Origin of the sequence: Schleiferilactobacillus perolens DSM 12744 (genome assembly GCF_001435585.1) — a bacterium.
Lineage (GTDB): Bacteria > Bacillota > Bacilli > Lactobacillales > Lactobacillaceae > Schleiferilactobacillus > Schleiferilactobacillus perolens.
In genome coordinates this window covers 31,474-52,767 of sequence record NZ_AZEC01000014.1, presented here as the reverse complement: position 1 = coordinate 52,767, position 21,294 = coordinate 31,474, and the positions used below count along the sequence as shown (strand labels likewise).

The window sequence follows — 21,294 nt, the reverse complement described above, 5'->3', positions numbered from 1 at the left end:
CATGGGTGATTTTGCAGGAGCCTATCAATGGATGAATATCCGCTTCCTGTTGGAAGGGTTGCAGGTGACATTGATTTTGTCGGCTGTTTCCATCGTGTTTAGTTTCTTGATTGGTGCAGTCTTTGGCCTGTTGAGATATATGAAGATTCCGGGGCTGTCCGTGATTGTTGGATTAATTATTGACATCATCCGGAACTTGCCGTTGCTGCTGATCTTGTTCTTTACGTATTTCGGATTACCTAACATCGGAATTCGATTGAATGCTTTGCCCGCCGCGATTGTGGCGATGACGATTTTTGAATCGATGATGTTGGCAGAAATCTTCCGGGGCGGTATTCAGGCCGTTGATCCGGGACAAATGGAGGCCGCGCGGAGCAATGGATTGAGTTATGGGCAAGCAATGTACCATATCATTTTGCCGCAGGCCATCAAGAAAATGATTCCGGCCATCGTCAGTCAGTTGATTTCGCTGGTAAAGGATACGTCGCTGGCGACCATTATCGTGTTGCCGGAGTTGATGTATCACGGCCAGGTGTTGTATGGGCAGAATAGTAACTATATGATTCCTGTGTTTGTGGCGTTGACGGTGATGTATTTTGTGGTTTGTTACGCGTTGTCGTTGTTGTCAAAGTATTTGGATCATCGGTTAGCCGCGTAGATTTGGGTAATAAAAATAGCCTCCGTTGTGGGGGCTATTTTTGTGGGCTATTGCCGTGCCAATGCTCCGCAAGCTGCGGGGAAATTGGGGCTGGAACGCTGTGACGGCGCTTTGAGCCCGCTGAGGGGCGCGGTCTCAAAGTCGCCTAACCGCATATAATCTTGCCCAGGACCGGGGCAAGATTATTGCGGTTCCCACAGCTGAGCCCCATTTCCCCTCCGCTTGCTCCGCATTGGCACTAGATTTGGCGTGAATCATATATTCTTGAGAACCCAAATATACTTATGCCTTTGTAGGGACCGGATTCGTTTGAATATAGGCGGCGAACTTGCTGCGGTCGATGGGGCCAAGGATTGTGGTGATGGCGGTACCCTCATCGGTGTAGTGTTCGTTTTTCACTTCGGTGTTGTCTCTCAGGTAATTGACGATGTCGCCCTTGGTGAAGGGTACCAGTAAGGTGGTATCTTGGTAGTCCTTGAAGAGTAATTCATCCAAGGTATCCGCCAACATCTGGATGGACTTGGGGTCGGTAGCCGATAAGGTTAAGGTATTACCCTCACGGTCCGGGTAATGGGTATCTGGGCGCAAATCGGCTTTGTTATATACCGTGAGCATCGGAATATTTTTCACCCCAATGGCATCGAGGGTTTGTTCCGTGGTTTCCATCATTTCTTTATAGTGGGGATCGGCGAAGTCGACGACTTGGATCAAAAGATCAGCATCGGCGGCCTCTTTCAACGTGGCCTTGAAGGATTCTACCAGGTGATGAGGCAGATGGGAGACAAAGCCGACGGTGTCGCTAAGCAGGAAGTGGCGGTTGGTGGGCAATTGAATCTTGCGCACGCTGGTGTCCAAAGTGGCGAACAGTTGATTCTTCACGAATACCTGCTTGTCAGCCAAGCCAAATTGCTGCAACATGCTGTTCATCGTGGTGGACTTGCCGGCGTTGGTGTAGCCCACCAAGGCGACAGAAGGCAAGGCCTGATGAATCCGACGATCACGGCGAGTATCCTGCGCCCGCATGATTTCTTTGAGTTCGTGGCGCATGTGGGTGATCCGTTTCTTGATCACTCGCTTGTCCAGTTCCAGCTGAGTTTCCCCAGTCCCCCGGTTAGCGGTGGCGCCGCCGCTGTTACCGCGGCCACCGCCTTGCTGATCCAGCGGGTTGCTGGACGGGTGAATCCGCGGCAGTGCGTATTCTTCCTTCGCGATCCCGACCTGCAGTTTTGCTTCACGACTGCGGGCCCGGGAAGCGAAGATACGCAGGATCAATTCGGTCCGGTCCATCACAGATAATTTCATGGCCTTTTCCAAGTTTCGGGTCTGGGAAGGGGATAGATCAGAATTGACCACGACGATCGGAGCATCAGTTGCCCGCGCCCGTTCGGCAATTTCTTCCACCTTGCCCTTGCCGAAGTAAGTGGCTGGGTCCGGCCGGTCAGACCGCTGCGTCATTTGTCCCACCACGGTCATCCCCGCGGCAGCGACTAATTCGCCAAGTTCTGTCATCGTATACGTAAAATCAGGTTGCTGCATATCCAAACCGACAATAATAGTCGAAATGGTTTGCGTTGTTATTTCGTTCATTAAATACCTCCAAACATTTCTGAGATTGGACAAAAACGTGCTTCTTCAGCCGTGCCAAAGCTGCGCAATCTCCGGGAAACTGGGGTGGCGACGCGCAGCTAGTGCGTAGCCGCAGGCGAAGCTAGCTGTGACGGCGCTTTGAGCCCGCTGAGGAACGCGGTCTCAAAGTCGCCTAACCGCATATAAACTTGCCCAGGACCAGGGCAAGTTTATTGCGGTTCCCACAGCTGAGCCCCATTTTTCCTCCGATTGCTCCGCATTGGCACTACATCTACGGAACTGAATTGTTGTGTCCATCCCACCAACAGACATCTGACGGGCATCTAACCCGCAACTACCCAACGCAATTTCATAATTTGCAACCTGCTTTCTTTAATAACTTACACCATCAGCTTACCACGCTGGACACAAAAAGGCCCACTCCCGCATATCACGGACGTGGACCCTAAAACTCAATCGAGATTAAGCAGCTAACGGCACCATCATGTAGTGGTTCTCAGGGATGATGTTCCCGTTGGCGTCCATGACATCATTAATGTCACCGACCGCTTCAGGCTTCACCATCGCGAATAGGCTCGTTAAGTACTCGATCACATCACTTTGAGTCATGTGACCAGCATGTTCAGCGGCAAAGTGATTCTTGATCAATGTCGCCATCTCGTCTTGGGCTTGGGACTGCGTCCGCATCAATACGTAATTAAGAAAATCATTTTCCAAAATGGACATTATTAAACGCTCCTCTAGTTGTACCTAATTCAGGGTAAGTAACTGACACATGGGAATTTTTCTATTCCCTACGAAACTTCAAGAGGAATTATAACACGTCGTTTTTGAAATGCAAGTCCTAGTTTGTGACGAAATTGTGAACATACCGCTGACTCACTGCACATGAAAAAGTTTAAGTTTTTCTATTACTGCAACAAACCCTCGGTGTTGTTGTAGTATATAATGTTTATCCCACTGTCCGTCAGCTGCAGCTTAGTGATGCTGGCATTCTTTGGGCCTTCCTCAATGGGAAATTGACCTTTGCCGAACTTGTCCGCGATGCTGCGGATGGTGGTGCCGTGGGAAACTAAGAGGACATTATCCCCGTTGCGATTCTCCTCCCGCAGCATTTTGAAACCTTTCATCAATCGGGTCCAGTAGGTCACCGCATCTTCAGCATCGTGGAAGGGATCCGTGGCATGCATGAAGTCTTTGGTTTGATCCAAGGTGTAATGTTCAAGCAGGGTGTGCAAATTCTTTTGACCATGGGGCGCACCAATCATGTACCAGGTCTGCGCCGAGTCGGCGCCCTCAAAATAGCCGTAAAACTGCTCGCGGAAAAGCGGCGTCATCTTGTAGGGGACGGTGGTGTTCATATTGTGACTGAGAATGATTTGCATCGTGTTGCTGGCCCGGGTGGTATCGGAGGAATAGGCGTGGGTGAAGGTCATGTGCGCCAATCGTTCACCGACTTTGTGGGCGCCGGCGATACCTTCGGGGGTGAGTGGTGAATCACTCCAGCCTTGCATCCGGTTGTAGCGGTTAAAGAACGTCTGGCCATGCCGAATCATGTAAACATTGACAGTTTTCATAAAAAAGGGGGCAAGGAAACCCATGATTTCAATCATGGGAGGAATTGCCCCGCACCTTCTTTCTCTGATATAATTTACTTACTGATAAGAACAAACGTGCGGTTGTTAGGAGGTGCTGGTATGGAACTGACCAAGACGGTTAAAATACAAATCAAACTGGCTGCAGAATCGGATGGAGATTTGTTGCGTCAGGCCATGGAACAGTATCGCTTGGCCTGTGATGACACAAGCCATTATGTGTTTAACAATGGCTTGGTGCTCAACACCACGAAACTGCAAAGCGCTCTTTACCGCGATCTGCGGACTAAATTTAGGCTGAAAGCCCAAATGGCTCAATCGGTCCTGCGGAATGTGACCGCCCGCTATAAAACGGTACGGACTCAGCTTAAGCAGAAGCCCTATCGTTACCAAGACGAGGATGGCGAATGGCAGACACAGACCAAAGACCTGACCTGGCTGTGGTATCCGATCCAGTTTCGGAGACCGCAACTGGATCTGGTGCGCAACCGTGATTGGGCGATCCGCAAGAATGGCTCCTTTTCTCTGAATACATTAGATCGGCGCATCACTGTTTGGCCGGTGCTGAATCATTGGCTGGATTACTTTGACGGGACTTGGAAATTGGGGACGGCCAAGGTGCTGGCCCGCGGTGGCAAATGGTTTCTGCACATCAGTGCCGCCAAGGAAGTACCAGACTATGAGCAAAAGCAGACGGCCCACGTCGTAGGCTTGGATCGGGGGCTGCGCTTTTTGGGAACAGCTTACGACGAGAGTGGTCAAACGACATTCTACTCTGGCGCTAAAATTCTGGCCAAGCGGCGCCGTTTCAAAAAGCTGCGGGCCCAACTCCAGGCAAAAGGGACTAAATCCGCCAAACGAGTCCTGAAACGGATCAATCAGCGAGAAAACGGTTGGATGACTGATATCAATCATCAGTTGTCTAAGGCACTCGTTGACCGTTACGGCAGTGATACCCTCTTTGTCTTGGAAGACTTGACCAATGTTCGTTTTGCGACCGAAAAAGTCGCTAAAGACCGTCGTTACGAGCAGGTCAGTTGGGCTTTCTACCAGTTGGAACAGTTTCTAACTTACAAAGCAGCCGCTGTCGGCAGCCATGTATTGAAGGTCAGTGCCCAGTACACCAGCCAGCGCTGCCCGCACTGCGGCAAGATCAGCAAGCAGCAGCGGGACCACCAGCAGCATGAATACCGCTGTGTCTGCGGTTTTCGGTCCAATGATGACCGCGCAGGGGCGATGAACATTCAAGAGTTGGGGCGTCGCTGGCTGAACGGAACGGCCAAACCAAAATACACCAAGTAGATCCTGACTTGAACTGCGGGAGTTGTCAGCCCCCGGGGCCGTCGTGAGACATCCTGAGATGTGACCGCTGAGGTAGGAGCCGAAAGGCGTCTGTACTACTGCTGCCCCGTCGAGCAGCGCGAGTCACAAGCCCGTTGCTTTAGTGACGGGTAGTTGACCTGTTTTCTCCTTCAAAAGAGGCCCAAACATCGGTTGACGTTTGGGCCCAAAGTCAGTATTAATCGTTAAACCGATTGTTTTCGACATCCAAGATGAATTTCTTCAAATGGCTGAAGTAAACCGGCGGATTGTCCATCATATGGTGATGGCCGCCGCTCGGAGTGGTTTCCAACCGTGCATGGGGAATAACTTCTGCCATCCGCCGGGCTGAAGACAGGGGCATAGTTTCATGCTCGCCGAACGTCAGCAGTGTGGGTACCTTGATGTTGTGGATTTGATCACGCAGATCGAAGTCCTTCAACTTGCCGGTGACCACAAATTCGTTGTCGCCTTGGAAAGGGCCATAGACGTCAGTGGCCATGGTCGGAATTAAGTGCCGAATAGCCGGTGGATAACGGCGATCCACGTATTCCCGGTTCAAGACTTCGACACAGTCTTGATACCGTTTGTTGTCCAAGTCACCGCTGGCTTCGCAAGCTTCCATGAACTTGACGTCTTCAGCAGGTAAGGCAGCGGCACGAATCTGCCGCAGATGAACCAGGTATTCATCGATATTATCGACCATGGAAGAAATGATGGCGCCCTTGAGGTGTTGACCATACTTCAATGCATACAGCATGGTCAACGCACCGCCCCAGGACTGGCCGATCAGGTAAAAATTGTCCAGACCAAGCTTTTGGCGCACTTCTTCGACTTCATCCAGGTAATAATCGTAAGTCAAATACTTTTTGGCAATTTCAGGGTCAGAGTAGTCGGGTTGATCGGAGTAAAAAGAACCAAGTTGATCGTACATATGAACTTGGACGCCGATATCCTTTAATTCTTCGCCGAAGTTTTCCCAATATTCGTGGGTACCGCCAGGCCCGCCGTGGAGGCAGAGCAGGTGGATGTCGCCCTCTCCTTGGGTGTTGGTCCATAGATGGTAGCCGTTGTCCAAGGTAATGATGGTTGTGCCTTGTTTCATTTGCTCACCTTTCTCGTTTGGGGCCGTGCCAATGCTGCGTAAGCTTCGCATTGGCACTAGTCATATTAGAACCCCTTAATAGAATGCGTATGTCTTTATTTTACCTTATCGGCCAGTGGGGACAAGGCCCGTTCGACAGAAAAGTATTGTTGTTGGGCGTGATACCACTCGTGGGTGGCGACAGTATCACTGCGACCGAGGTGGCGATAGGCGGCGAGGGCGAGGCTATAGCGGTCGTTGCGGTTGAGCGCAGCCAGTTCACCCGCTGTCGCCATGCCGCCCTCGTTGATGAAGCCATGGATTTCAAAGGGCATATGCGGGCGGGTATAGAGTACGGTGGCCAGCATATCGGGATACCCCGCATAGGACGCCACGACAGGAATATCATCTGGGAAGAGCGCAGAGAACTTTTCTGGTGCCAACCCAGACGGATCTTGAGTGGGATCACGCAACGCTAGCGGCCGCGCCAAGTAGACAACCCGGATGGGCAACTGGGCATCGGCGTGGTGCAGCAAGTTGACTGCTGCCATCGTTTCGTTAAACGGCCGCATACCGCTGGCCAGAAAAATAATGGCCGGTTCTTTGTCGGGATGCACGCTGGCCCACGGCACGACATCGATTCCCACTTGAACCAGATGGGCCGCCTCATCAGTATTGAACCAGTCCGGCATGGGTTGCTTGCTGGCGACAAACAAATTAACTTTGTGTTGGCCTCGCAGTCCGTGATGAATACTGGCCAGCAGCATATGGGTATCTGCTGGTAAATAAATTTCCGCTGTCGTTTTTGGCAGACTGGCCACGATATCCTGCATCAACGGGTTTTGGTGGGAATAACCATTATGCCCCTGTTCCCACACTTCACCGGTAGCCAAGAGGTTCAGACTAGGCGCAGGGTCGCGCCATTGATAACGCTGGGCCTCCTGCAGCCACTTGCCATGCTGGGCCACCATCGACCCCACAATGGGCAGGAAGGCCTCGTAACTGGCAAATAGGCCCTGGCGGCCGGAGAGGGTATACCCTTCTAGTAGCCCCTCATCCAGATGTTCCGCCACAATATTGCCAGTTTGCGGCAGCTCGCTTTGGCCCATGTGAACAGAACCTAATTCATCGGGGCTGAAAATGTGCAGCCGGTGCTCCGGCAGTAGGGTGTCTAAATAGTCAGCCAATTTAGCAGTGGGGCTTTGCGCCGTGCCGCCGCGCTTGGCCAAATTGGTTTCCGGCAGCTCCGGCAGTCGCCAACGATGGAAATGATGATGGGCGGCGGGGTAGTTAGTGATCCGCCGTTTTGACGGTGGTAACAAGGCCGTGAAGGCCGGGTCCAGAGTGCCGCTGGCGGTGAAAAGGGACTGAGGCACTTGCGGCTTTAGCCAGGCCGTTAATGCCGCCAAGCCTGCTTTCGGGTTTGCTGGATCAATTTTTACCGGTCGCTGATGACTGGCTGCGTGACCTGCATCTGGCGCGGTCCAGCCTTTGGGTGTCGTCAAAATTAACAATGGCAGGTTTTGCGGCTTACCCGCTTGCCAGTCTGCCATCATTTGCCAGGCATCTGCCACCGCGTGCGCCAGGTCTTCGAAAATATCCTGACCAGGCGTGAGCGATACCCACAATGTGGCCCAGTTCTGAGCGGCAAAATAAGCCTTGATCGCCTCGGGAGCCATTTGGTCCAAAACGGTGGGACTGCTCATGGCGTAACCATTACGCAGAATAATTGGAAAAACCGCACCGTCCTTGGCTGGATCAAGCACCCGACTGACCTGCCAACTGGCCTGTAAAGGGCCTGTTTCTGCTTCTCCATCACCGATTAACGCGACTGCGCGGGAACCACGGCTGTCCAGCATGGCGCCCGCGGCATGGGCAAGAGTGTAGCCCAACTCGCCACCGGTTTGAATCGTTCCTGGCACATCGGGACCAGGATGAGTGGCATGATGCAGGGTGCCAAACCGACGAAAAAGGGTGGTCAAGCCGGCTAAGGTCTGGGGAATTTCTGGATAGGCTTTTGTATAACTGCCCTCCAAGAAACTGTTGAGCAATGCGACTTGACCACCATGACCGGGACCTTGGACGACCAGTGCAGAGGCGTCATTCTCTCGAAAATAACGATCCAATGTCGCCCACACCAGATTCTGGGCTGGGGTGGTTCCCCAATGACCCAAGGGCGTCTTCTTTAAGTCAGTTGGAACCAGTGGCCGTTGCAAGAGGATGTTATCTTGCAAATATAAAATCGCTGCACTCAAGTAATTCAGCGTATCAAACACGACGGGTGATTTAGTCATAGAAGGCCTCCTGCAAAAATCGGTGTCGCCAAACTTCTGGGATATTAAGAGTTGAGAATTTGGTCAATGGCGGCTAATTCGTCATCGGTGAAGCTGGTTTGATTGCCCGCCTTAATATTGCTTTCCAGGTGATCAACATTGGTTGTTCCAATGATCACACTAGTCACGACTGGCGTGCGCAATAACCAGGACAGGGCCATTTCAGACAATGATTGACCGCGGTTTTGGGCAATCTTTTGTAATGCATTCAATTGGTCGACGACATGTTCTTTACCCTTGGCAAACGTCTTGGTATTGGACCAGTGAATCGGGAAGTCGTCTGGAATACCCTTCAAATAGCGATTGGAGAGCAGGCCTTCAGAAAGCGGGCCATAAGCGACTAAACCGCCGCCAAGACTTTTCATTGTGTCCAGCAAGTGATCGTCTTCGGCGGTTCGGTTGAACATGTTGTAAGAGACCTGATTGACAACAAACGGGGTACCCAGTTTCTTGAACCAACTCACAATTTCCTTAGTTTGGGCCGAATCGTAGTTTGAAATGCCGATATACAGAGCCTTGCCACTGCGCACGACATCATCAAATGCCCGTGCCGTTTCTTCAACGCTAGTATTGGGATCAGGCCGGTGGCTGTAATAAATATCGACATAGTCCAGGCCCATTTTCAACAAACTCTGGTCAATACTTTGCAGCACGGCCTTGCGAGAATTGAAATGCCCATAGGGTCCGACGCCGGCTTCAAAACCTACCTTCGTGGTAATCACTAATTCATCCCGATACGGCTTCAGATTCCGGCGATAAATCGCTCCAAACAAACTCTCAGCCGAACCGATTTCCGGTTTGCCATAGTTGTTGGCCAAATCAAAACTAAAAATCCCATTATCAAAGGCCTTCAAAATCACCTGTTCACGATCCAACAGCGGGTCGTCACTGCCGTAGTGCCGCCACAACCCCAACGATACAGACGGCAATTCTAACCCTGTATTGCCAGCGCGCCTAATTGCCGTCTTGTGATCGTAACGGCTATCATCTGCGTGATAAACATTAACCATGAAATAAAACCTCCTTATGTGTGTGTATAATCTCATTCTAAAAGTTGGTGGAGGGGGAAGCAAGGAAAGCGCGGGGGTTTGTGGCGTTATTACGTCGTCTTTATAATTTTGAAGCCGATCGAATGTAGTGCCAATGCGGAGCAAGCGGAGGGTGAATGGGGCTCAGCTGTGGAAACATCACAGTGGCCCGGTCTTGGCCACTGATGATGTTAGGCGTGNGGAGGGTGAATGGGGCTCAGCTGTGGAAACATCACAGTGGCCCGGTCTTGGCCACTGATGATGTTAGGCGTGTTTGAGACCGCGCCTCTCAGCGGGCTCAAACCGCCGTCATAGCGTTCCAGCCCCATTCACCCGCAGCTTGCGGAGCATTGGCACGGCTGCTGAACCGATTTATTTGTGTAAACGGGCTCCGCCGACCAGGGGCTAGCGCAGAAGGCAGGGCAGACATAAAACCTAAGCCCGGGTTTTCTGCCTGCCCTGCCTTCTGCGTACGCCCCTAACCGGTCGGCTCCGCCCTCTGCATTTGTAAACCACAGCAATATCTGCTAAACTATTTATTCAGTTTTATCAATTATTGGGGCAGTCTATATTTCTCGCCGAGGGGGCAATTTGTTGAACAAAAAATCACTGGTATTAGGGGGCACCACCCTGGTGGGGTTGATCATTGGGATTATCACGCGACACTATGCCCTTTGGACTATTACCGGACTCGCCGTCGGTTACATCGTCACGTTCTGGTGGCCGTGGGCGCTGGAATTATTACGCAACCGCAAACAGCGCTAACTAATTATCACGGCAGACTCTGAACATCATCGTCGGGCTGAAAGGATTGAGGTTTAAATGGCACAAAACGATCAAACAGCGGAACAACATCATCTGGATACCGTTCTTGAAAAACTGGACACAGCTGAAAAGAAGCTGACCAAACAAATCAATCGCGCCAAGGCCGAAGAAAAGAATATAGACGAACACTTCAGCGATGATGTGCACCTGTCTTTCGGCAGTGACACGACCAACATGGAAACTGCCATTAATATTCGTCAACAGCAGCAAATGCTGCAGGAGCGGGATAATGCTTGGCGTAATTCCTCAACCCAGCTCAAAACCGTGGAGCGGCTGCAAAAAGCCCCTTATTTTGCTCGGGTGGATTTTAAAGAATCCGGTGAACCGCGCAAGGAAACCATCTACATTGGCTTGGGTTCATTTTCTGATCGCAACGATCACTTCCTGATTTATGACTGGCGCGCGCCGATTTCTTCTATCTATTACGATGGCGGTTTAGGCCATGTGACCTATCAAACGCCAGACGGTGAACAATCCGTTGATGTGGACCTCAAGCGTCAATTCATCATCAAAGACAGCCAGATCGTCAACATGTTCGACACGACTGAAACAATTGGCGATTCGATGCTGCTGGAAGTGTTGGGTGAAAAGTCCAGCACGCAAATGAAGTCCATCGTCACCACGATTCAGCGGGAACAAAATAAGATCATTCGCGATACAAAGTCCGATCTGCTCTTTGTTCAAGGGGCAGCGGGTAGTGGTAAAACTTCCGCCATCCTTCAACGGGTGGCTTACTTACTGTATCGATATCGGGGCAATTTGACCTCCAGCCAAGTCATCATGTTCTCACCCAACCAGTTGTTCAATGATTATATTGAAAATGTGTTGCCGGAATTGGGCGAACAAAACATGGTGCAAATGACTTACCAGCAATATACTAATCGCCGGCTGCCCAACCTTTCAGCGGAATCTTTACGGAATCAGTTTGAAGTTCAACTGGATCCGGATGAGAAGAAGATCCAGCAGATGATGCAAAGTCTGAATATGTTTGAAGCGACCAAGCGGTATGCGGACACACTCAACCGCGGCGGGATGCATTTCCACACGATTAAGTTCCACGGCAAGCCGTTCTTCTCCCGGAACCGCATTTCTGAAATCTATTACAGCTACAATCAGAACTACAAACTAATGAACCGGCTGGATGCGACCAAGGAACGATTGATCAACAGCTTGAATCATCGGATTGATGCAGAGACCAAGACGGATTGGGTGCAACAAGCGGTCCAAGACCTGGATAAAGAAGCGCTGCAACGATTATACAAGACGGTGGACCAAGAGTTTGAAAACTCCGACGCCGAATTTAAATTCTTGGCGCGGCAGATTGTGACTAATGAGTTCCAAAAGATTTATCGGGCCGTACAGCGGAATCATTTCTTCAACATTCGCATGCAGTATATTGCGTTCCTGAAGGCCGTCCCAGAATTGGTCGACTTGACCAAGTGGCAGGTGACCCCGGCGATGTGGGATGCCCACGTGGAGCAAGTGCGGGCGACTTTGAGTGATAAAAAAATCGATGCGGATGACGTGACACCATTCTTGTATCTCTATGATCTGATGACCGGGCGGCACACCGATCGGCATATGCGGTTCGTCTTCATTGATGAAATCCAGGATTACACGGCTTACCAGTTGGCTTATTTGCGAGATCGCTTTGCGCGGGCCCGCTTCACCATGCTGGGGGACTTGAACCAGGCCATTTTCACCAAGCAAAGTAACGGTGATTTGCTGGCGGAAGTGTCTACGCTGTTTGACCCGGATAAGACCAGTGTGGTGCAGTTGACGAAGAGTTATCGGTCGACTAAACAGATCACGAACTTTACAAAGGCGTTGCTGATCAATGGGCAGCGAATTGACGCCTTCGATCGGGATGGCGACTTGCCAAATGTCTATGTGGGACAGGATACAAAGCAGTTGTTGGCGCGATTGGAAAAGCAGATTCAAACTAACGATGCGGATCATTTGACCACGGCAATCATTACCCGAACTTTGGCCGATAGCGAGCAGTTAGCGGACCAGTTAAAAGACGCCGGCGTGGCCAGCACGTTGATCAAGTCTGAAAATCAACGACTGGCACCAGGTGTGATCATTGTGCCGTCGTTCCTGGCGAAGGGGCTGGAATTTGACGCCGTCGTCATGTGGCAGGCCAATGCGGCCAACTATGGCAGCGACGACGATCGCCAATTGGTGTACACCATCACGTCTCGGGCGATGCACCGACTGACAATTGTGGCCAGTCCGGAGTTGTCACCGATCTTGGCGGCGGTGCCGGCGGCATTGTACCAACAAGAGTAGATTCTGCATCGAAAAAAAGCAATCCCCCTAAACTTTGGGAGATCGCTTTTTTGATTATCGGTTCTCCATTGCATGGACACTGCTGACAATGAGATCCGCCAGCAAGTCGTATCCGAGATCGGTGAAATGCTGACCATCTGCTGCCAAAAGCGCCTGTGAATCGGGGCTAGTGACCATCGCTTGATGCAGGTCCACAAGCAAGATACTCTCCTTGTCGGCGACTTCTCTAGCCGCTTGCGTAAAGGCCGCCACGCTATTCTTCGTCCGGTCCTGGGTTTTCGCCGCATCCGCATAGGGCGGCGTGAGTAAAATGACGTGGTCCGGTCCAATAATTTCAATCATCGTCCGCAAGTTGTCGTAAAAGTCGTCTGCGGTGATTTGATTGGTGCTGGATGCGTCGTTGGCGCCATAGCCAATCACCACGATGTCATCGTCGCCGTTGGCCGTGTCCTGGGTGACCCGGTTCAAAGCATCATCCGTGGTTTCCCCGGGCACAGCCGCCAGCGTGATTTGATAACGGGGCAGCCGACCAGCCAGGCGGTCCTTTAATAAGCTAGAGATCTGGCCATTGCGCCACCCAGCAAAAATCGAATCCCCCAACAAAATCAATTGTGCAGTCATTCGAACACAACCTTTCTTTTTCCTTAACTCAATATTACACCATAGGCCTAGCACTGGAATGTGGGAGCGTTTTCGCAGTATAATAAAGGTGTCAAGAAAGACAAATTGAGTAAGGAGTGAGAAATCGATGTTCGCTATCGGTATCAAAGTCAACAATCGTGTCATGTACTTGGGCAGCCCGGACCACGATAAGTTCCGCTATGGACTGCACCGTTTTCCTAATGACGCCAAGAAGTTCAACAGCAGTCAAGAGGCAGAGAAGTTTGGGAAAGATTATTTCACCCATTCTTCACGCTGGGAAGTTGTACCGTTGACCCAGAATTGAGCATCTGAATTTCGCACCGGATTTGGTAAATAAATACTTATCGGCCGCCAGCAATGCGTTGACGGCTATTTTTATGGAGAAAGCCGGCCAACTCGGTTACACTAGTGGGCGTAGATATTTTTAGGTGGGTGATTTTGTGGCAGTCACACGGAACTATTACGTGTTTAATCGAGATAAATGGCAAGCGCTCCATGGGCACACGAAGGAAGCCGAGATTTCAGATGCGGACTTGCAGTCGGTCAAGGCGTTTCACGATAAGATTTCCTTGACGGATGTGCGCGAAATCTATTGGCCGCTGCGCCGGTTGGTATACTTATATTTCAAGAGCTTTCGGCAAAAACGGCAGACGTTGGCCCATTTTCTAGACCAACGGGTGGGACCGTCACCCTTTATCATTGGCATTGCCGGATCAGTGGCAGTGGGAAAAAGCACCACCGCGCGGCTGCTTAATTTACTCCTAAAACGGGCATATCCCAATCTGCGCATTGAGTCCATTACGACGGACGGCTTTTTGTACCCGAATGCGGAACTGACACGGCGGGGAATTCTGGATCGCAAAGGATTCCCAGAAAGCTACGACATGCCGCGGCTGTTGAGTATGCTGAACGCGGTCAAAGCGGGGGCGGCGGATGTGCCGGTGCCGATGTATGATCACCAGACATACGATGTGCTGCGGGACCAGTTTATTCATTTGGAGCGCCCGGACATTTTGATTGTTGAAGGGATCAATGTCCTGCAACTGCCTAGCAATTCGCAAATTTATGTCAGCGACTTCTTCGACTTTTCTGTTTACGTGGATGCCGACCCAGCGCTGATTGAAGAATGGTACTTGGATCGGTTCGGCGCGCTCCTGGATACGGCGTTTACCGATCCCGACGATTATTACTATCAATACGCCATTGGCAATCGCGCGGACGCATTCGCCATGGCCCGGCGAGTGTGGCACGATGTCAACTTGAAGAACTTGCAGGAATACATTTTGCCCACACGATCCCGTGCGGATCTGATCTTGCATAAGACTGCGCATCATCGGATTGATCGGGTGTATCTTCGAAAGTATTAAATCAGAGGGACGCGCACGTTTACCACTGACCTCCAGCAGTCGCGACGGGCCTTAATTTATGGTAAAATGTGTTATCAAATCACACAGAGGAGTGGGAAGCTTGGCACCCAGCAATGTCGATAAAATCATTGTGTTGGATTACGGCAGTCAGTACAATCAGTTGATTACCCGGCGCATCCGGGAATTTGGTATCTATTCCGAACTCAAATCCCATAAGATCACGGCGGCAGAAGTCAAAGAAATTGCGCCCAAGGGGATTATTTTCTCCGGTGGTCCCAATAGTGTTTATGACGAGGGCGCCTTTGATGTCGATCCTGACATTTTCACCCTGGGCATTCCAATCCTAGGTATCTGTTACGGCATGCAGCTGATGGCCCATAAGCTCGCCGGCGGCAAAGTAGAACCTGCCGACAACCGGGAATACGGCCACGCTGACATTACAGTCACTGATCCCGACGCGATCCTGTTCAAGGGCTTGCCCAAGGATCAATACGTCTGGATGAGTCACGGCGATCTGGTGACCAAAGTACCCGATGGCTTCAAGGACGTGGCGACCAGCCCGAATTGCCCGATTGCTTCCATTGCGGATGACAAGCGGAAATTCTACGGCATCCAGTTCCATGCCGAAGTGCAAAATACGGAATACGGTCACGAAATTCTCCACCGGTTTGCGTTTGACGTCTGCCAAGCAGAAGCCAACTGGACGATGGACGATTTCATCGATCAACAAATTGAACAAATTCGCAAGACTGTTGGCAACAAAAAAGTATTGTTGGGCCTTTCCGGCGGTGTAGATTCTTCCGTCACCGGCGTGCTGCTGCACAAGGCCATTGGTACCCAGTTGACCAGCATTTTTGTGGACCACGGCTTATTGCGGAAAAACGAAGCCGATCAAGTTATGGCTAGTCTTGAAGGCAAGTTCGGTTTAAACATTATCAAAGTCGATGCACAAAAGCGGTTCTTAGATAAGTTAGCTGGAGTGGATGATCCTGAAAAGAAACGGAAGATCATCGGCAATGAATTCATCCGCGTTTTTGACGATGAAGCAGCCAAACTCAATGGCGGTTTCGACTTCTTAGCGCAAGGTACGCTGTACACGGACGTGATCGAGTCCGGCACAGACACCGCCCAGACCATCAAGTCACACCACAATGTCGGCGGCTTGCCCAAGGATGTCGATTTCAAACTAATCGAACCATTACGGACATTGTTCAAGGATGAAGTCCGTGAATTGGGCGAGAAGCTCGGCATGCCCCACAGCCTAGTATGGCGTCAACCGTTCCCTGGTCCTGGTTTGGCCATTCGAGTGATCGGTGCCGTGACACCAGAAAAGTTGACGATCGTGCGCGATTCCGACGCAATTCTCCGTGACGAGATCGCTAAGGCTGGCCTGGACAAAGAAATCTGGCAGTACTTTACCGTATTGCCCGGCTTCAAGTCCGTCGGCGTGATGGGCGACGGCCGGACGTATGACTACACAGTTGGGATTCGGGCCGTCACGTCTATTGACGGCATGACTGCGGACTTTGCGAAAATTCCGTGGGATGTGTTGCAGAAGATTTCGGTGCGGATTGTGAATGAAGTCGATAACGTTAACCGGGTGGTTTATGATATTACGAGTAAGCCACCGGCGACGATTGAGTGGGAATGAAAAATAAATAATTTCATAGAAAGGGCCGGCACATCAGCGAACAAAATCGTTGGTGTACCGGCCTTTTTCTGTGCCCATTTTTCGTGGCGTTTCTTTCAAGGATTTCAAAATATGGAACATTGTATGGAACATTCCAAAAATCGTCATTTTGTTCCATACGGATTCGAATTATCGTTGGTATCTTGCAGTTTCGCGGCTACCGATGAGTAAACAGATAGGCTGGCCCCAATCGTTGGTCGAGTGTAGTCGGCGGTCATCTGGACATTGCTGTGGCCGAGCCAGTGCATGATCTCGATTGGTGCCGACTTGGAAGCAGAGGCTTGCGTGGCAAAATAATGGCGAAGCATATGTGGGGTGATATGGATTTTTGACTCTTTCTCAACCTTTTTCATCACACGGTTGGGGTGATTAGGATGCAAAGGCTCGCCATTGTCATTCAGCCAGAGCCATTTTTGAGTTGAGTCCGGTATGTTATTTCTGGTCCGAATGTTATCGGCGGTGAGGATTGCAAACTTGATATAGTCGATGACCTCTCCGGACACCCATACGGTACGATATGATGACTTAGTCTTCAGTGTGCCACCAGTCGGGAAGTCGATCGTGCGCTGCAGGTCAATCTTGATTCCACAGATTTCTTTACCTGCTTTGTCTTTACGGAACTCGAATGATTCGGTGCGCAATCCCATGAGTTCGCCTCGGCGCAGGCCCAATGTATCCAGATAAATCAAGGCCATCATATATTTATCCAGGGTGTGCTGAGCAACGTCAATCCAGCGTTCGTAATCCTCGGGATCGATGTCCTTGTCGGAGGCATCTCGGCCACGGACCAGCATTCCCTTAAGCCTATTCTTGGGGATAATGTCCTGTTCTTCGGCGTCGTTCATGATCATCAGCATGAGGGCATTGGCGGTTCTCACGGTTGTCTTCGCCAATCCTCGGAGCGTCAGACTGTCCAAAAATGACTGATAAGAGGGTCGAGACACATCACTCAGGCGAGATGAGCCAAAGGCCGGTTTGAGATAGTGCTGATAATAATTCTTGTTGTTCTTTGCGGTGGAAGACTTCCAGACGCCGAGCTCCAGCTTACGTTTGGTGATCCGTTGGTAATATTGATCAACAGTCATTTCGGCGCCGGCGATCTGGCTGTATTTTCCTGCCGATAGGTCGGCTTCGAATTGTTTGAGGACAGCATCGGCTTGCCGCCAGGTGCGGATCCCGCTGCGGCTGAATTCGTCACGTTTGCCTACGCTATTGTTGAATGTTCGGCGGACGCGGTATCGTTTGCCTTTGGTCGTGTCATACTCATAAATATTGGGATGGCGCGGCACGAGCGTATATTTTCGCATGGTCAGTGATCCTTCCAATTGTGTAGTTTTAGACGGTTAATACACACACCAGTTCTATTTAAGCGTGAAATAAAAGCCCGGATTGGCGGGCTCAATAATGGCTGCTTACTTAGCCTGAGGCGATGACTTTTTAAGTTTGCGGTTGAAGAGTAGGTGCCAAAGGAAGAAACCGACGCCGATAATGAATGCCAACCAGCCCCAGATCATCAGGTCGGAATAATCGCCGGCGTTTGCGATAGCGAAGATCCAAGCAATCAGCATCAGGACCATTCCAGCAATGTCACCGCCGAGCTTCTGGCTCTTGCGAGTGGCGATATATACAATGCCAGCGGCCAAGAACAGGATTGCGGCAAAGGCCCCAGCAGTACCGCCAGCGTCGTTGCTCTTGTTCTCAAATGCGTGGCTCACGCCTACCGCACAGGATTGGAACAAGATGAAGCAGGCGATGACCAGTTGCAGAATGCCAACAACAAGTTTCGTCACTTTCATGCCACCGGGCAGAACAGGTTCTTTTTTCTGATTCTCCATAAGTAAAACCTCCCAAGAACATTCAGCTTTTAACGTCGTCAGGATTTGGACGGTAAACACTCTTGCGTTTCAGAACAAATACTCGGCCACGGATTCTTGGACACTGTCGACCTCCCAGGATGGAATGTGCAACTTGCCCATCCAATCTACCGCATTGATCTGATCCGGTTGACAGTCGCCATCGATAGTCAGTGGAAGGAGGATCTCAAACGCCTTCTTGTTAGCATGATACTCGTACTTGCTGTGGTTGGCGGTTGTTGTGAAATACAGGATCGATGAGCCGTCACCGTCCAAACAGTGACCTATTTCGTGGGCGGCGATGTAGGGTAATTGTTTTTGATCTCGCCAGCACATGTTGATTACGACAAGGGACTTGGCCGGGTCACTAGCAGACGGCGTGTCGGGCTGTAGTTCTTTGGTCAGGATGAAGCCGACACCGCGTCGACGTGCGTAATCGAGTACCTGGTTAAAGAGCTCCTGATATTCTTCATCCATCGTCACGATCACTTCCCAACAGCCGTTTGATGATCTTTAGGTCTTCGTCCGGGATTGGCTTCCCTTGGTAGGTCATGATGACGTCATCGTCGTCGATGTCGACCTTCTTAGGTTTTCTCTCGGAAGTGTTCCCAATTAAATAATCAGTCGTGACGTCATAATAGCTGGCTAATTTACCGAGGGTCTCGGCATCTGGCTCGTTTCGATTATTCTCGAAGTGAGAATATGCCGCACGAGAAACGCCGACAGCTTTTGAGACCTCTTCTTGTGTTCTTCCAAGGGACGAGCGCAAGACTTTAAGACGATCTCCGATCATTGCAAGCACCTCCAAGGGCATAATATCACGTAAACGGTACATATTGTATCGGTGTTACAAAAAATATCAAAAAAAGTGTTGACGGTACAAAATGTATCGTGTATTATAATGGTTGTGATACGGAATGTATCAGAAAGGACGTGGTTATCATCGAGCGGACAGTGCTTCGCGCACAGCGTGAAAAACGGGACAAAACACAGGCACAACTAGCCCAAAGTATTGGTATCTCTGAGGTATACGTGCGTAAGCTTGAATCTGGGGCGAGTCGTCCCGGATATGGGGTAGTTAAGAAGTTTGTGGACTATTATCAACAGCCCGCGAATAAGCTGTTTCCAGATATTTTTTTGCCGCTAATTGATACAAAACGTAGCAAAGAGGAGGCTACGAAATGAATAAACTAATCAAAACCATCACTCAAGATGATGGCACGATCGCAGTGAGCGGCCGGGACCTGCATGACTTCTTGGAAGTCGGTAAAGATTTCTCGTCGTGGTTCAAGGACATGGCTGAATATGGATTTGAGGTTGGCAAAGACTTTTCCCCAATTTCGGTGAAAACCCCAAATGGCGGGCGTCCACGTATTGAATACGTTATTACCCTGGACATGGCCAAGGAAGTTGCAATGATCCAACGGACTGATAGGGGTAAGCAAGCCCGCCAGTATTTCATCGCTGTGGAGAGCCGGTACAAGCAACTCACAGCACTGCCTCAGACACCAGAGGAAAAGCTCGCCCTAACCATGAAAGTGGCCAATAGGAGTGCCGAGAAAGTCAAGAAGCTCGACGGTCGGGTCACTGATCTTGAAAAGAATGCTCCAATTGCTCCCGGCGAATACAGCTATATCAGCCGTCAGGTCCGAAACGTGGTCGAGAGCTATGTGAACGTTCACCATCTCCAGCTGACCCAGAAACAGCGTGGATTGCTTTATAAAGACGTCAGCCGTGGCATGAACGAGTACGTCGGGATTAAGACACGCACTCAGCTGCGTAAGCGGGACTTTGACAAAGCCGACGAATATATCGGCAACTGGCACCCGTCAACTGCGACCTTGATGCTCCTTCGTGAGGGAGAACAGCTTCCTTCTACTATTTAAGGATAGCTGAAAAGGGTGTGAAATGACGTATCAATCGTTGAAAATTGCCGATAACCATGTAGTTGTCGAGCAGTTCACAAAAAAGAGAGACGGTGAACTTGCAATGAAGGAAATAAACATCAGCGATGAGGTCGACCAGGAAATTGTGCGCCTCGGCAGAAAGAAAAGTGAAGTGGCAGCAGCAATTGGCATTACGCCACAGAATCTCTCCAATATCTTCAAGCGCAAGTCAATCCCAGTTCGCTGGTTGGTCGCAATCGCCAATGAGCTTGGAGACCAAGACTTCACTTATCACGTATCGGACTACTTGCTGCACACTCAGCTGGATTACCAAAGCCAGGCCAGCCCAGAGCCATTGAATACGCTGATTGATGTGGAGAAAGAACAGGCGGACCGTGAGGCCATGGAAGCAGACGCAAAAAGAGTCATGCGCAAATCCCCAGAATTATGGACGCCTGAAGAAGTTAACGAGATGCAGTGGTATTACAAGGAACTGACAGAAGAGACGGGATCCGAGCTACGACATCGTTCGACAATTTACAGTGCGTTAGAGCACGTATCAGGGGTGGTGATCTGAATGGATGTGAATGTCAGTTTTCCCACTGATGAGCAATTTCAGGAACAGCTCATCGCGGCCATCGCCAAACAAGTTGCTGAACGAATTCCAACGCCCGATGTCCCAGAGCCATTGCTCACTCGTGCAAAGCTTGCTAAGGCCTTTGAAGTTGGAGGTGGAACCATTGACCAATGGCGTGTGATGCCAGGATTTCCTTACCACTTGAAAGGCGAGAAGTCAGAAGCCTATTTGTACAGCGAAGTTTATGACTGGCTGAAGAATAACACAAGACGTGCGTAGGAGGTAACGCCATGATCACACCAAGCAACCTGACACTACTGCTGGTCCTGACGATTGTCGCGACTGCAGTCATCACAGCAATCTTTATCCGGCCGGAATGGTTCGGACTGGAAGACAGAGAGGAAGAGAACAATGGACGAGACAACGACTAAGCGACGTCAAGACAGCGTTGCGCACTACTTGCGATTCGCGAGCGGTCCCTGGCAGTGTCGATTCGGTACTAACGTCCAGACAGCACTTGACCGGATCAAAGGCAACAAAAAAACCGCTGACGGAGG

At 50.6% G+C, this 21,294-nt stretch carries 23 protein-coding genes; 12 read left to right on the top strand and 11 right to left on the bottom strand.

Annotation, left to right across the window (positions count from 1 at the left end; all coding sequences use genetic code 11):
- Window position 1 precedes the first annotated feature (1 nt).
- Window positions 2-658 (top strand): amino acid ABC transporter permease, encoded by a 657-nt coding sequence (locus FD09_RS12740; protein ID WP_057821985.1) that lies wholly within the window; start codon window positions 2-4, stop codon window positions 656-658.
- Between the two features lie 282 nt (window positions 659-940).
- Here the strand turns inward: FD09_RS12740 and hflX are convergent, their stop codons facing one another.
- From hflX to FD09_RS12725, 3 genes are all read right to left on the bottom strand, one after another.
- Window positions 941-2,245, bottom strand: coding sequence for a GTPase HflX (gene hflX, locus FD09_RS12735; RefSeq protein WP_057821983.1), 1,305 nt, complete (start codon window positions 2,243-2,245; stop codon window positions 941-943).
- Between the two features lie 462 nt (window positions 2,246-2,707).
- A complete protein-coding gene (locus FD09_RS12730; protein WP_057821981.1) occupies window positions 2,708-2,971 on the bottom strand; it encodes a hypothetical protein in 264 nt (87 codons plus the stop codon).
- Window positions 2,972-3,156: 185 nt separating this feature from the next.
- Window positions 3,157-3,822: a histidine phosphatase family protein gene (locus FD09_RS12725; protein ID WP_057822032.1), complete on the bottom strand. Its 666-nt coding sequence runs from the start codon at window positions 3,820-3,822 to the stop codon at window positions 3,157-3,159.
- 120 nt (window positions 3,823-3,942) lie between these two features.
- Here FD09_RS12725 and FD09_RS12720 point away from each other — a divergent pair, with 120 nt between their 5' ends.
- Complete coding sequence (locus FD09_RS12720; protein ID WP_057821978.1) at window positions 3,943-5,142, top strand: RNA-guided endonuclease TnpB family protein; 1,200 nt, start codon at window positions 3,943-3,945, stop codon at window positions 5,140-5,142.
- 217 nt (window positions 5,143-5,359) lie between these two features.
- Here FD09_RS12720 and FD09_RS12715 read toward each other — a convergent pair whose 3' ends face one another.
- The 3 genes from FD09_RS12715 to FD09_RS12705 form a co-directional block, all read right to left on the bottom strand.
- Window positions 5,360-6,265 carry a proline-specific peptidase family protein gene (locus FD09_RS12715; RefSeq protein WP_057821976.1) on the bottom strand — a complete coding sequence of 302 codons (906 nt, stop codon included), beginning with the start codon at window positions 6,263-6,265 and terminating at the stop codon, window positions 5,360-5,362.
- 95 nt (window positions 6,266-6,360) lie between these two features.
- Window positions 6,361-8,538 (bottom strand): phosphoketolase family protein, encoded by a 2,178-nt coding sequence (locus FD09_RS12710; RefSeq protein ID WP_057821974.1) that lies wholly within the window; start codon window positions 8,536-8,538, stop codon window positions 6,361-6,363.
- A 44-nt stretch (window positions 8,539-8,582) separates the two neighbouring features.
- Window positions 8,583-9,587, bottom strand: coding sequence for an aldo/keto reductase (locus FD09_RS12705; RefSeq protein ID WP_057821972.1), 1,005 nt, complete (start codon window positions 9,585-9,587; stop codon window positions 8,583-8,585).
- 612 nt (window positions 9,588-10,199) lie between these two features.
- On the opposite strand from FD09_RS12705, the gene FD09_RS16370 reads away from it, so the two are divergent.
- Window positions 10,200-10,370: a hypothetical protein gene (locus FD09_RS16370; RefSeq protein ID WP_157053810.1), complete on the top strand. Its 171-nt coding sequence runs from the start codon at window positions 10,200-10,202 to the stop codon at window positions 10,368-10,370.
- A 57-nt stretch (window positions 10,371-10,427) separates the two neighbouring features.
- The gene (helD, locus tag FD09_RS12700) at window positions 10,428-12,722 is read left to right on the top strand and encodes an RNA polymerase recycling motor HelD (protein WP_057821970.1); all 2,295 of its coding nucleotides are present in this window, start codon (window positions 10,428-10,430) and stop codon (window positions 12,720-12,722) included.
- Between the two features lie 54 nt (window positions 12,723-12,776).
- Here helD and FD09_RS12695 read toward each other — a convergent pair whose 3' ends face one another.
- Window positions 12,777-13,343, bottom strand: coding sequence for an SGNH/GDSL hydrolase family protein (locus FD09_RS12695; RefSeq protein ID WP_057821968.1), 567 nt, complete (start codon window positions 13,341-13,343; stop codon window positions 12,777-12,779).
- Window positions 13,344-13,470: 127 nt separating this feature from the next.
- On the opposite strand from FD09_RS12695, the gene FD09_RS16365 reads away from it, so the two are divergent.
- The 3 genes from FD09_RS16365 to guaA all read left to right on the top strand — a co-directional run bounded on the left by FD09_RS16365 (window position 13,471) and on the right by guaA (window position 16,382).
- Window positions 13,471-13,668 (top strand): hypothetical protein, encoded by a 198-nt coding sequence (locus FD09_RS16365; protein ID WP_057821966.1) that lies wholly within the window; start codon window positions 13,471-13,473, stop codon window positions 13,666-13,668.
- A gap of 136 nt (window positions 13,669-13,804) precedes the next feature.
- On the top strand, window positions 13,805-14,731 hold the full coding sequence (gene coaA, locus FD09_RS12685) for a type I pantothenate kinase (protein WP_057821964.1): 927 nt from the start codon (window positions 13,805-13,807) through the stop codon (window positions 14,729-14,731).
- A 100-nt stretch (window positions 14,732-14,831) separates the two neighbouring features.
- Window positions 14,832-16,382 (top strand): glutamine-hydrolyzing GMP synthase, encoded by a 1,551-nt coding sequence (gene guaA, locus FD09_RS12680; RefSeq protein ID WP_235812294.1) that lies wholly within the window; start codon window positions 14,832-14,834, stop codon window positions 16,380-16,382.
- A gap of 143 nt (window positions 16,383-16,525) precedes the next feature.
- On the opposite strand, the gene FD09_RS12675 is transcribed toward guaA, so the two are convergent.
- The 4 genes from FD09_RS12675 to FD09_RS12660 form a co-directional block, all read right to left on the bottom strand.
- Complete coding sequence (locus FD09_RS12675; protein WP_057821960.1) at window positions 16,526-17,728, bottom strand: tyrosine-type recombinase/integrase; 1,203 nt, start codon at window positions 17,726-17,728, stop codon at window positions 16,526-16,528.
- Window positions 17,729-17,833: 105 nt separating this feature from the next.
- Complete coding sequence (locus FD09_RS12670) at window positions 17,834-18,256, bottom strand: hypothetical protein (RefSeq protein WP_420806863.1); 423 nt, start codon at window positions 18,254-18,256, stop codon at window positions 17,834-17,836.
- 69 nt (window positions 18,257-18,325) lie between these two features.
- The gene (locus tag FD09_RS12665; RefSeq protein ID WP_157053808.1) at window positions 18,326-18,757 is read right to left on the bottom strand and encodes an ImmA/IrrE family metallo-endopeptidase; all 432 of its coding nucleotides are present in this window, start codon (window positions 18,755-18,757) and stop codon (window positions 18,326-18,328) included.
- Complete coding sequence (locus FD09_RS12660; RefSeq protein WP_057821956.1) at window positions 18,744-19,067, bottom strand: helix-turn-helix domain-containing protein; 324 nt, start codon at window positions 19,065-19,067, stop codon at window positions 18,744-18,746. The genes FD09_RS12665 and FD09_RS12660 overlap by 14 nt, the downstream gene beginning before the upstream one ends.
- Window positions 19,068-19,165: 98 nt before the next feature.
- Here FD09_RS12660 and FD09_RS17110 point away from each other — a divergent pair, with 98 nt between their 5' ends.
- Genes FD09_RS17110 through FD09_RS16360 form a run of 5 tightly spaced genes read left to right on the top strand, consistent with a single transcriptional unit; the run spans window position 19,166 to window position 21,168 of the window.
- Window positions 19,166-19,459 carry a helix-turn-helix domain-containing protein gene (locus FD09_RS17110; protein ID WP_420806862.1) on the top strand — a complete coding sequence of 98 codons (294 nt, stop codon included), beginning with the start codon at window positions 19,166-19,168 and terminating at the stop codon, window positions 19,457-19,459.
- Window positions 19,456-20,160 carry an antA/AntB antirepressor family protein gene (locus FD09_RS12650; protein WP_057821954.1) on the top strand — a complete coding sequence of 235 codons (705 nt, stop codon included), beginning with the start codon at window positions 19,456-19,458 and terminating at the stop codon, window positions 20,158-20,160. Before FD09_RS17110 ends, FD09_RS12650 begins: the two co-directional genes overlap by 4 nt.
- 22 nt (window positions 20,161-20,182) lie before the next feature.
- Entirely contained in the window at window positions 20,183-20,737 is a 555-nt protein-coding gene (locus tag FD09_RS12645) for a helix-turn-helix domain-containing protein (RefSeq protein WP_057821952.1), read from the top strand.
- Window positions 20,738-21,016 carry a hypothetical protein gene (locus FD09_RS12640; protein WP_057821950.1) on the top strand — a complete coding sequence of 93 codons (279 nt, stop codon included), beginning with the start codon at window positions 20,738-20,740 and terminating at the stop codon, window positions 21,014-21,016. It abuts the gene before it with no gap.
- Between the two features lie 11 nt (window positions 21,017-21,027).
- Window positions 21,028-21,168, top strand: a complete 141-nt coding sequence (locus tag FD09_RS16360) for a hypothetical protein (RefSeq protein WP_157053807.1) — start codon at window positions 21,028-21,030, stop codon at window positions 21,166-21,168.
- Window positions 21,169-21,294: the final 126 nt, after the last annotated feature.

What these genes read in the sequence shown, in the direction of transcription:
- FD09_RS12740 (WP_057821985.1), top strand. Translation starts at nt 2, where the DNA reads ATGGGTGATTTTGCAGGAGCCTATCAATGGATGAATATCCGCTTCCTG.
- hflX (WP_057821983.1), bottom strand. Translation starts at nt 2,245, where the DNA reads ATGAACGAAATAACAACGCAAACCATTTCGACTATTATTGTCGGTTTG.
- FD09_RS12730 (WP_057821981.1), bottom strand. Translation starts at nt 2,971, where the DNA reads ATGTCCATTTTGGAAAATGATTTTCTTAATTACGTATTGATGCGGACG.
- FD09_RS12725 (WP_057822032.1), bottom strand. Translation starts at nt 3,822, where the DNA reads ATGAAAACTGTCAATGTTTACATGATTCGGCATGGCCAGACGTTCTTT.
- FD09_RS12720 (WP_057821978.1), top strand. Translation starts at nt 3,943, where the DNA reads ATGGAACTGACCAAGACGGTTAAAATACAAATCAAACTGGCTGCAGAA.
- FD09_RS12715 (WP_057821976.1), bottom strand. Translation starts at nt 6,265, where the DNA reads ATGAAACAAGGCACAACCATCATTACCTTGGACAACGGCTACCATCTA.
- FD09_RS12710 (WP_057821974.1), bottom strand. Translation starts at nt 8,538, where the DNA reads ATGACTAAATCACCCGTCGTGTTTGATACGCTGAATTACTTGAGTGCA.
- FD09_RS12705 (WP_057821972.1), bottom strand. Translation starts at nt 9,587, where the DNA reads ATGGTTAATGTTTATCACGCAGATGATAGCCGTTACGATCACAAGACG.
- helD (WP_057821970.1), top strand. Translation starts at nt 10,428, where the DNA reads ATGGCACAAAACGATCAAACAGCGGAACAACATCATCTGGATACCGTT.
- FD09_RS12695 (WP_057821968.1), bottom strand. Translation starts at nt 13,343, where the DNA reads ATGACTGCACAATTGATTTTGTTGGGGGATTCGATTTTTGCTGGGTGG.
- FD09_RS16365 (WP_057821966.1), top strand. Translation starts at nt 13,471, where the DNA reads ATGTTCGCTATCGGTATCAAAGTCAACAATCGTGTCATGTACTTGGGC.
- FD09_RS12675 (WP_057821960.1), bottom strand. Translation starts at nt 17,728, where the DNA reads ATGCGAAAATATACGCTCGTGCCGCGCCATCCCAATATTTATGAGTAT.
- FD09_RS12670 (WP_420806863.1), bottom strand. Translation starts at nt 18,256, where the DNA reads ATGGAGAATCAGAAAAAAGAACCTGTTCTGCCCGGTGGCATGAAAGTG.
- FD09_RS12660 (WP_057821956.1), bottom strand. Translation starts at nt 19,067, where the DNA reads ATGATCGGAGATCGTCTTAAAGTCTTGCGCTCGTCCCTTGGAAGAACA.
- FD09_RS12650 (WP_057821954.1), top strand. Translation starts at nt 19,456, where the DNA reads ATGAATAAACTAATCAAAACCATCACTCAAGATGATGGCACGATCGCA.
- FD09_RS12645 (WP_057821952.1), top strand. Translation starts at nt 20,183, where the DNA reads ATGACGTATCAATCGTTGAAAATTGCCGATAACCATGTAGTTGTCGAG.
- FD09_RS12640 (WP_057821950.1), top strand. Translation starts at nt 20,738, where the DNA reads ATGGATGTGAATGTCAGTTTTCCCACTGATGAGCAATTTCAGGAACAG.
- FD09_RS16360 (WP_157053807.1), top strand. Translation starts at nt 21,028, where the DNA reads ATGATCACACCAAGCAACCTGACACTACTGCTGGTCCTGACGATTGTC.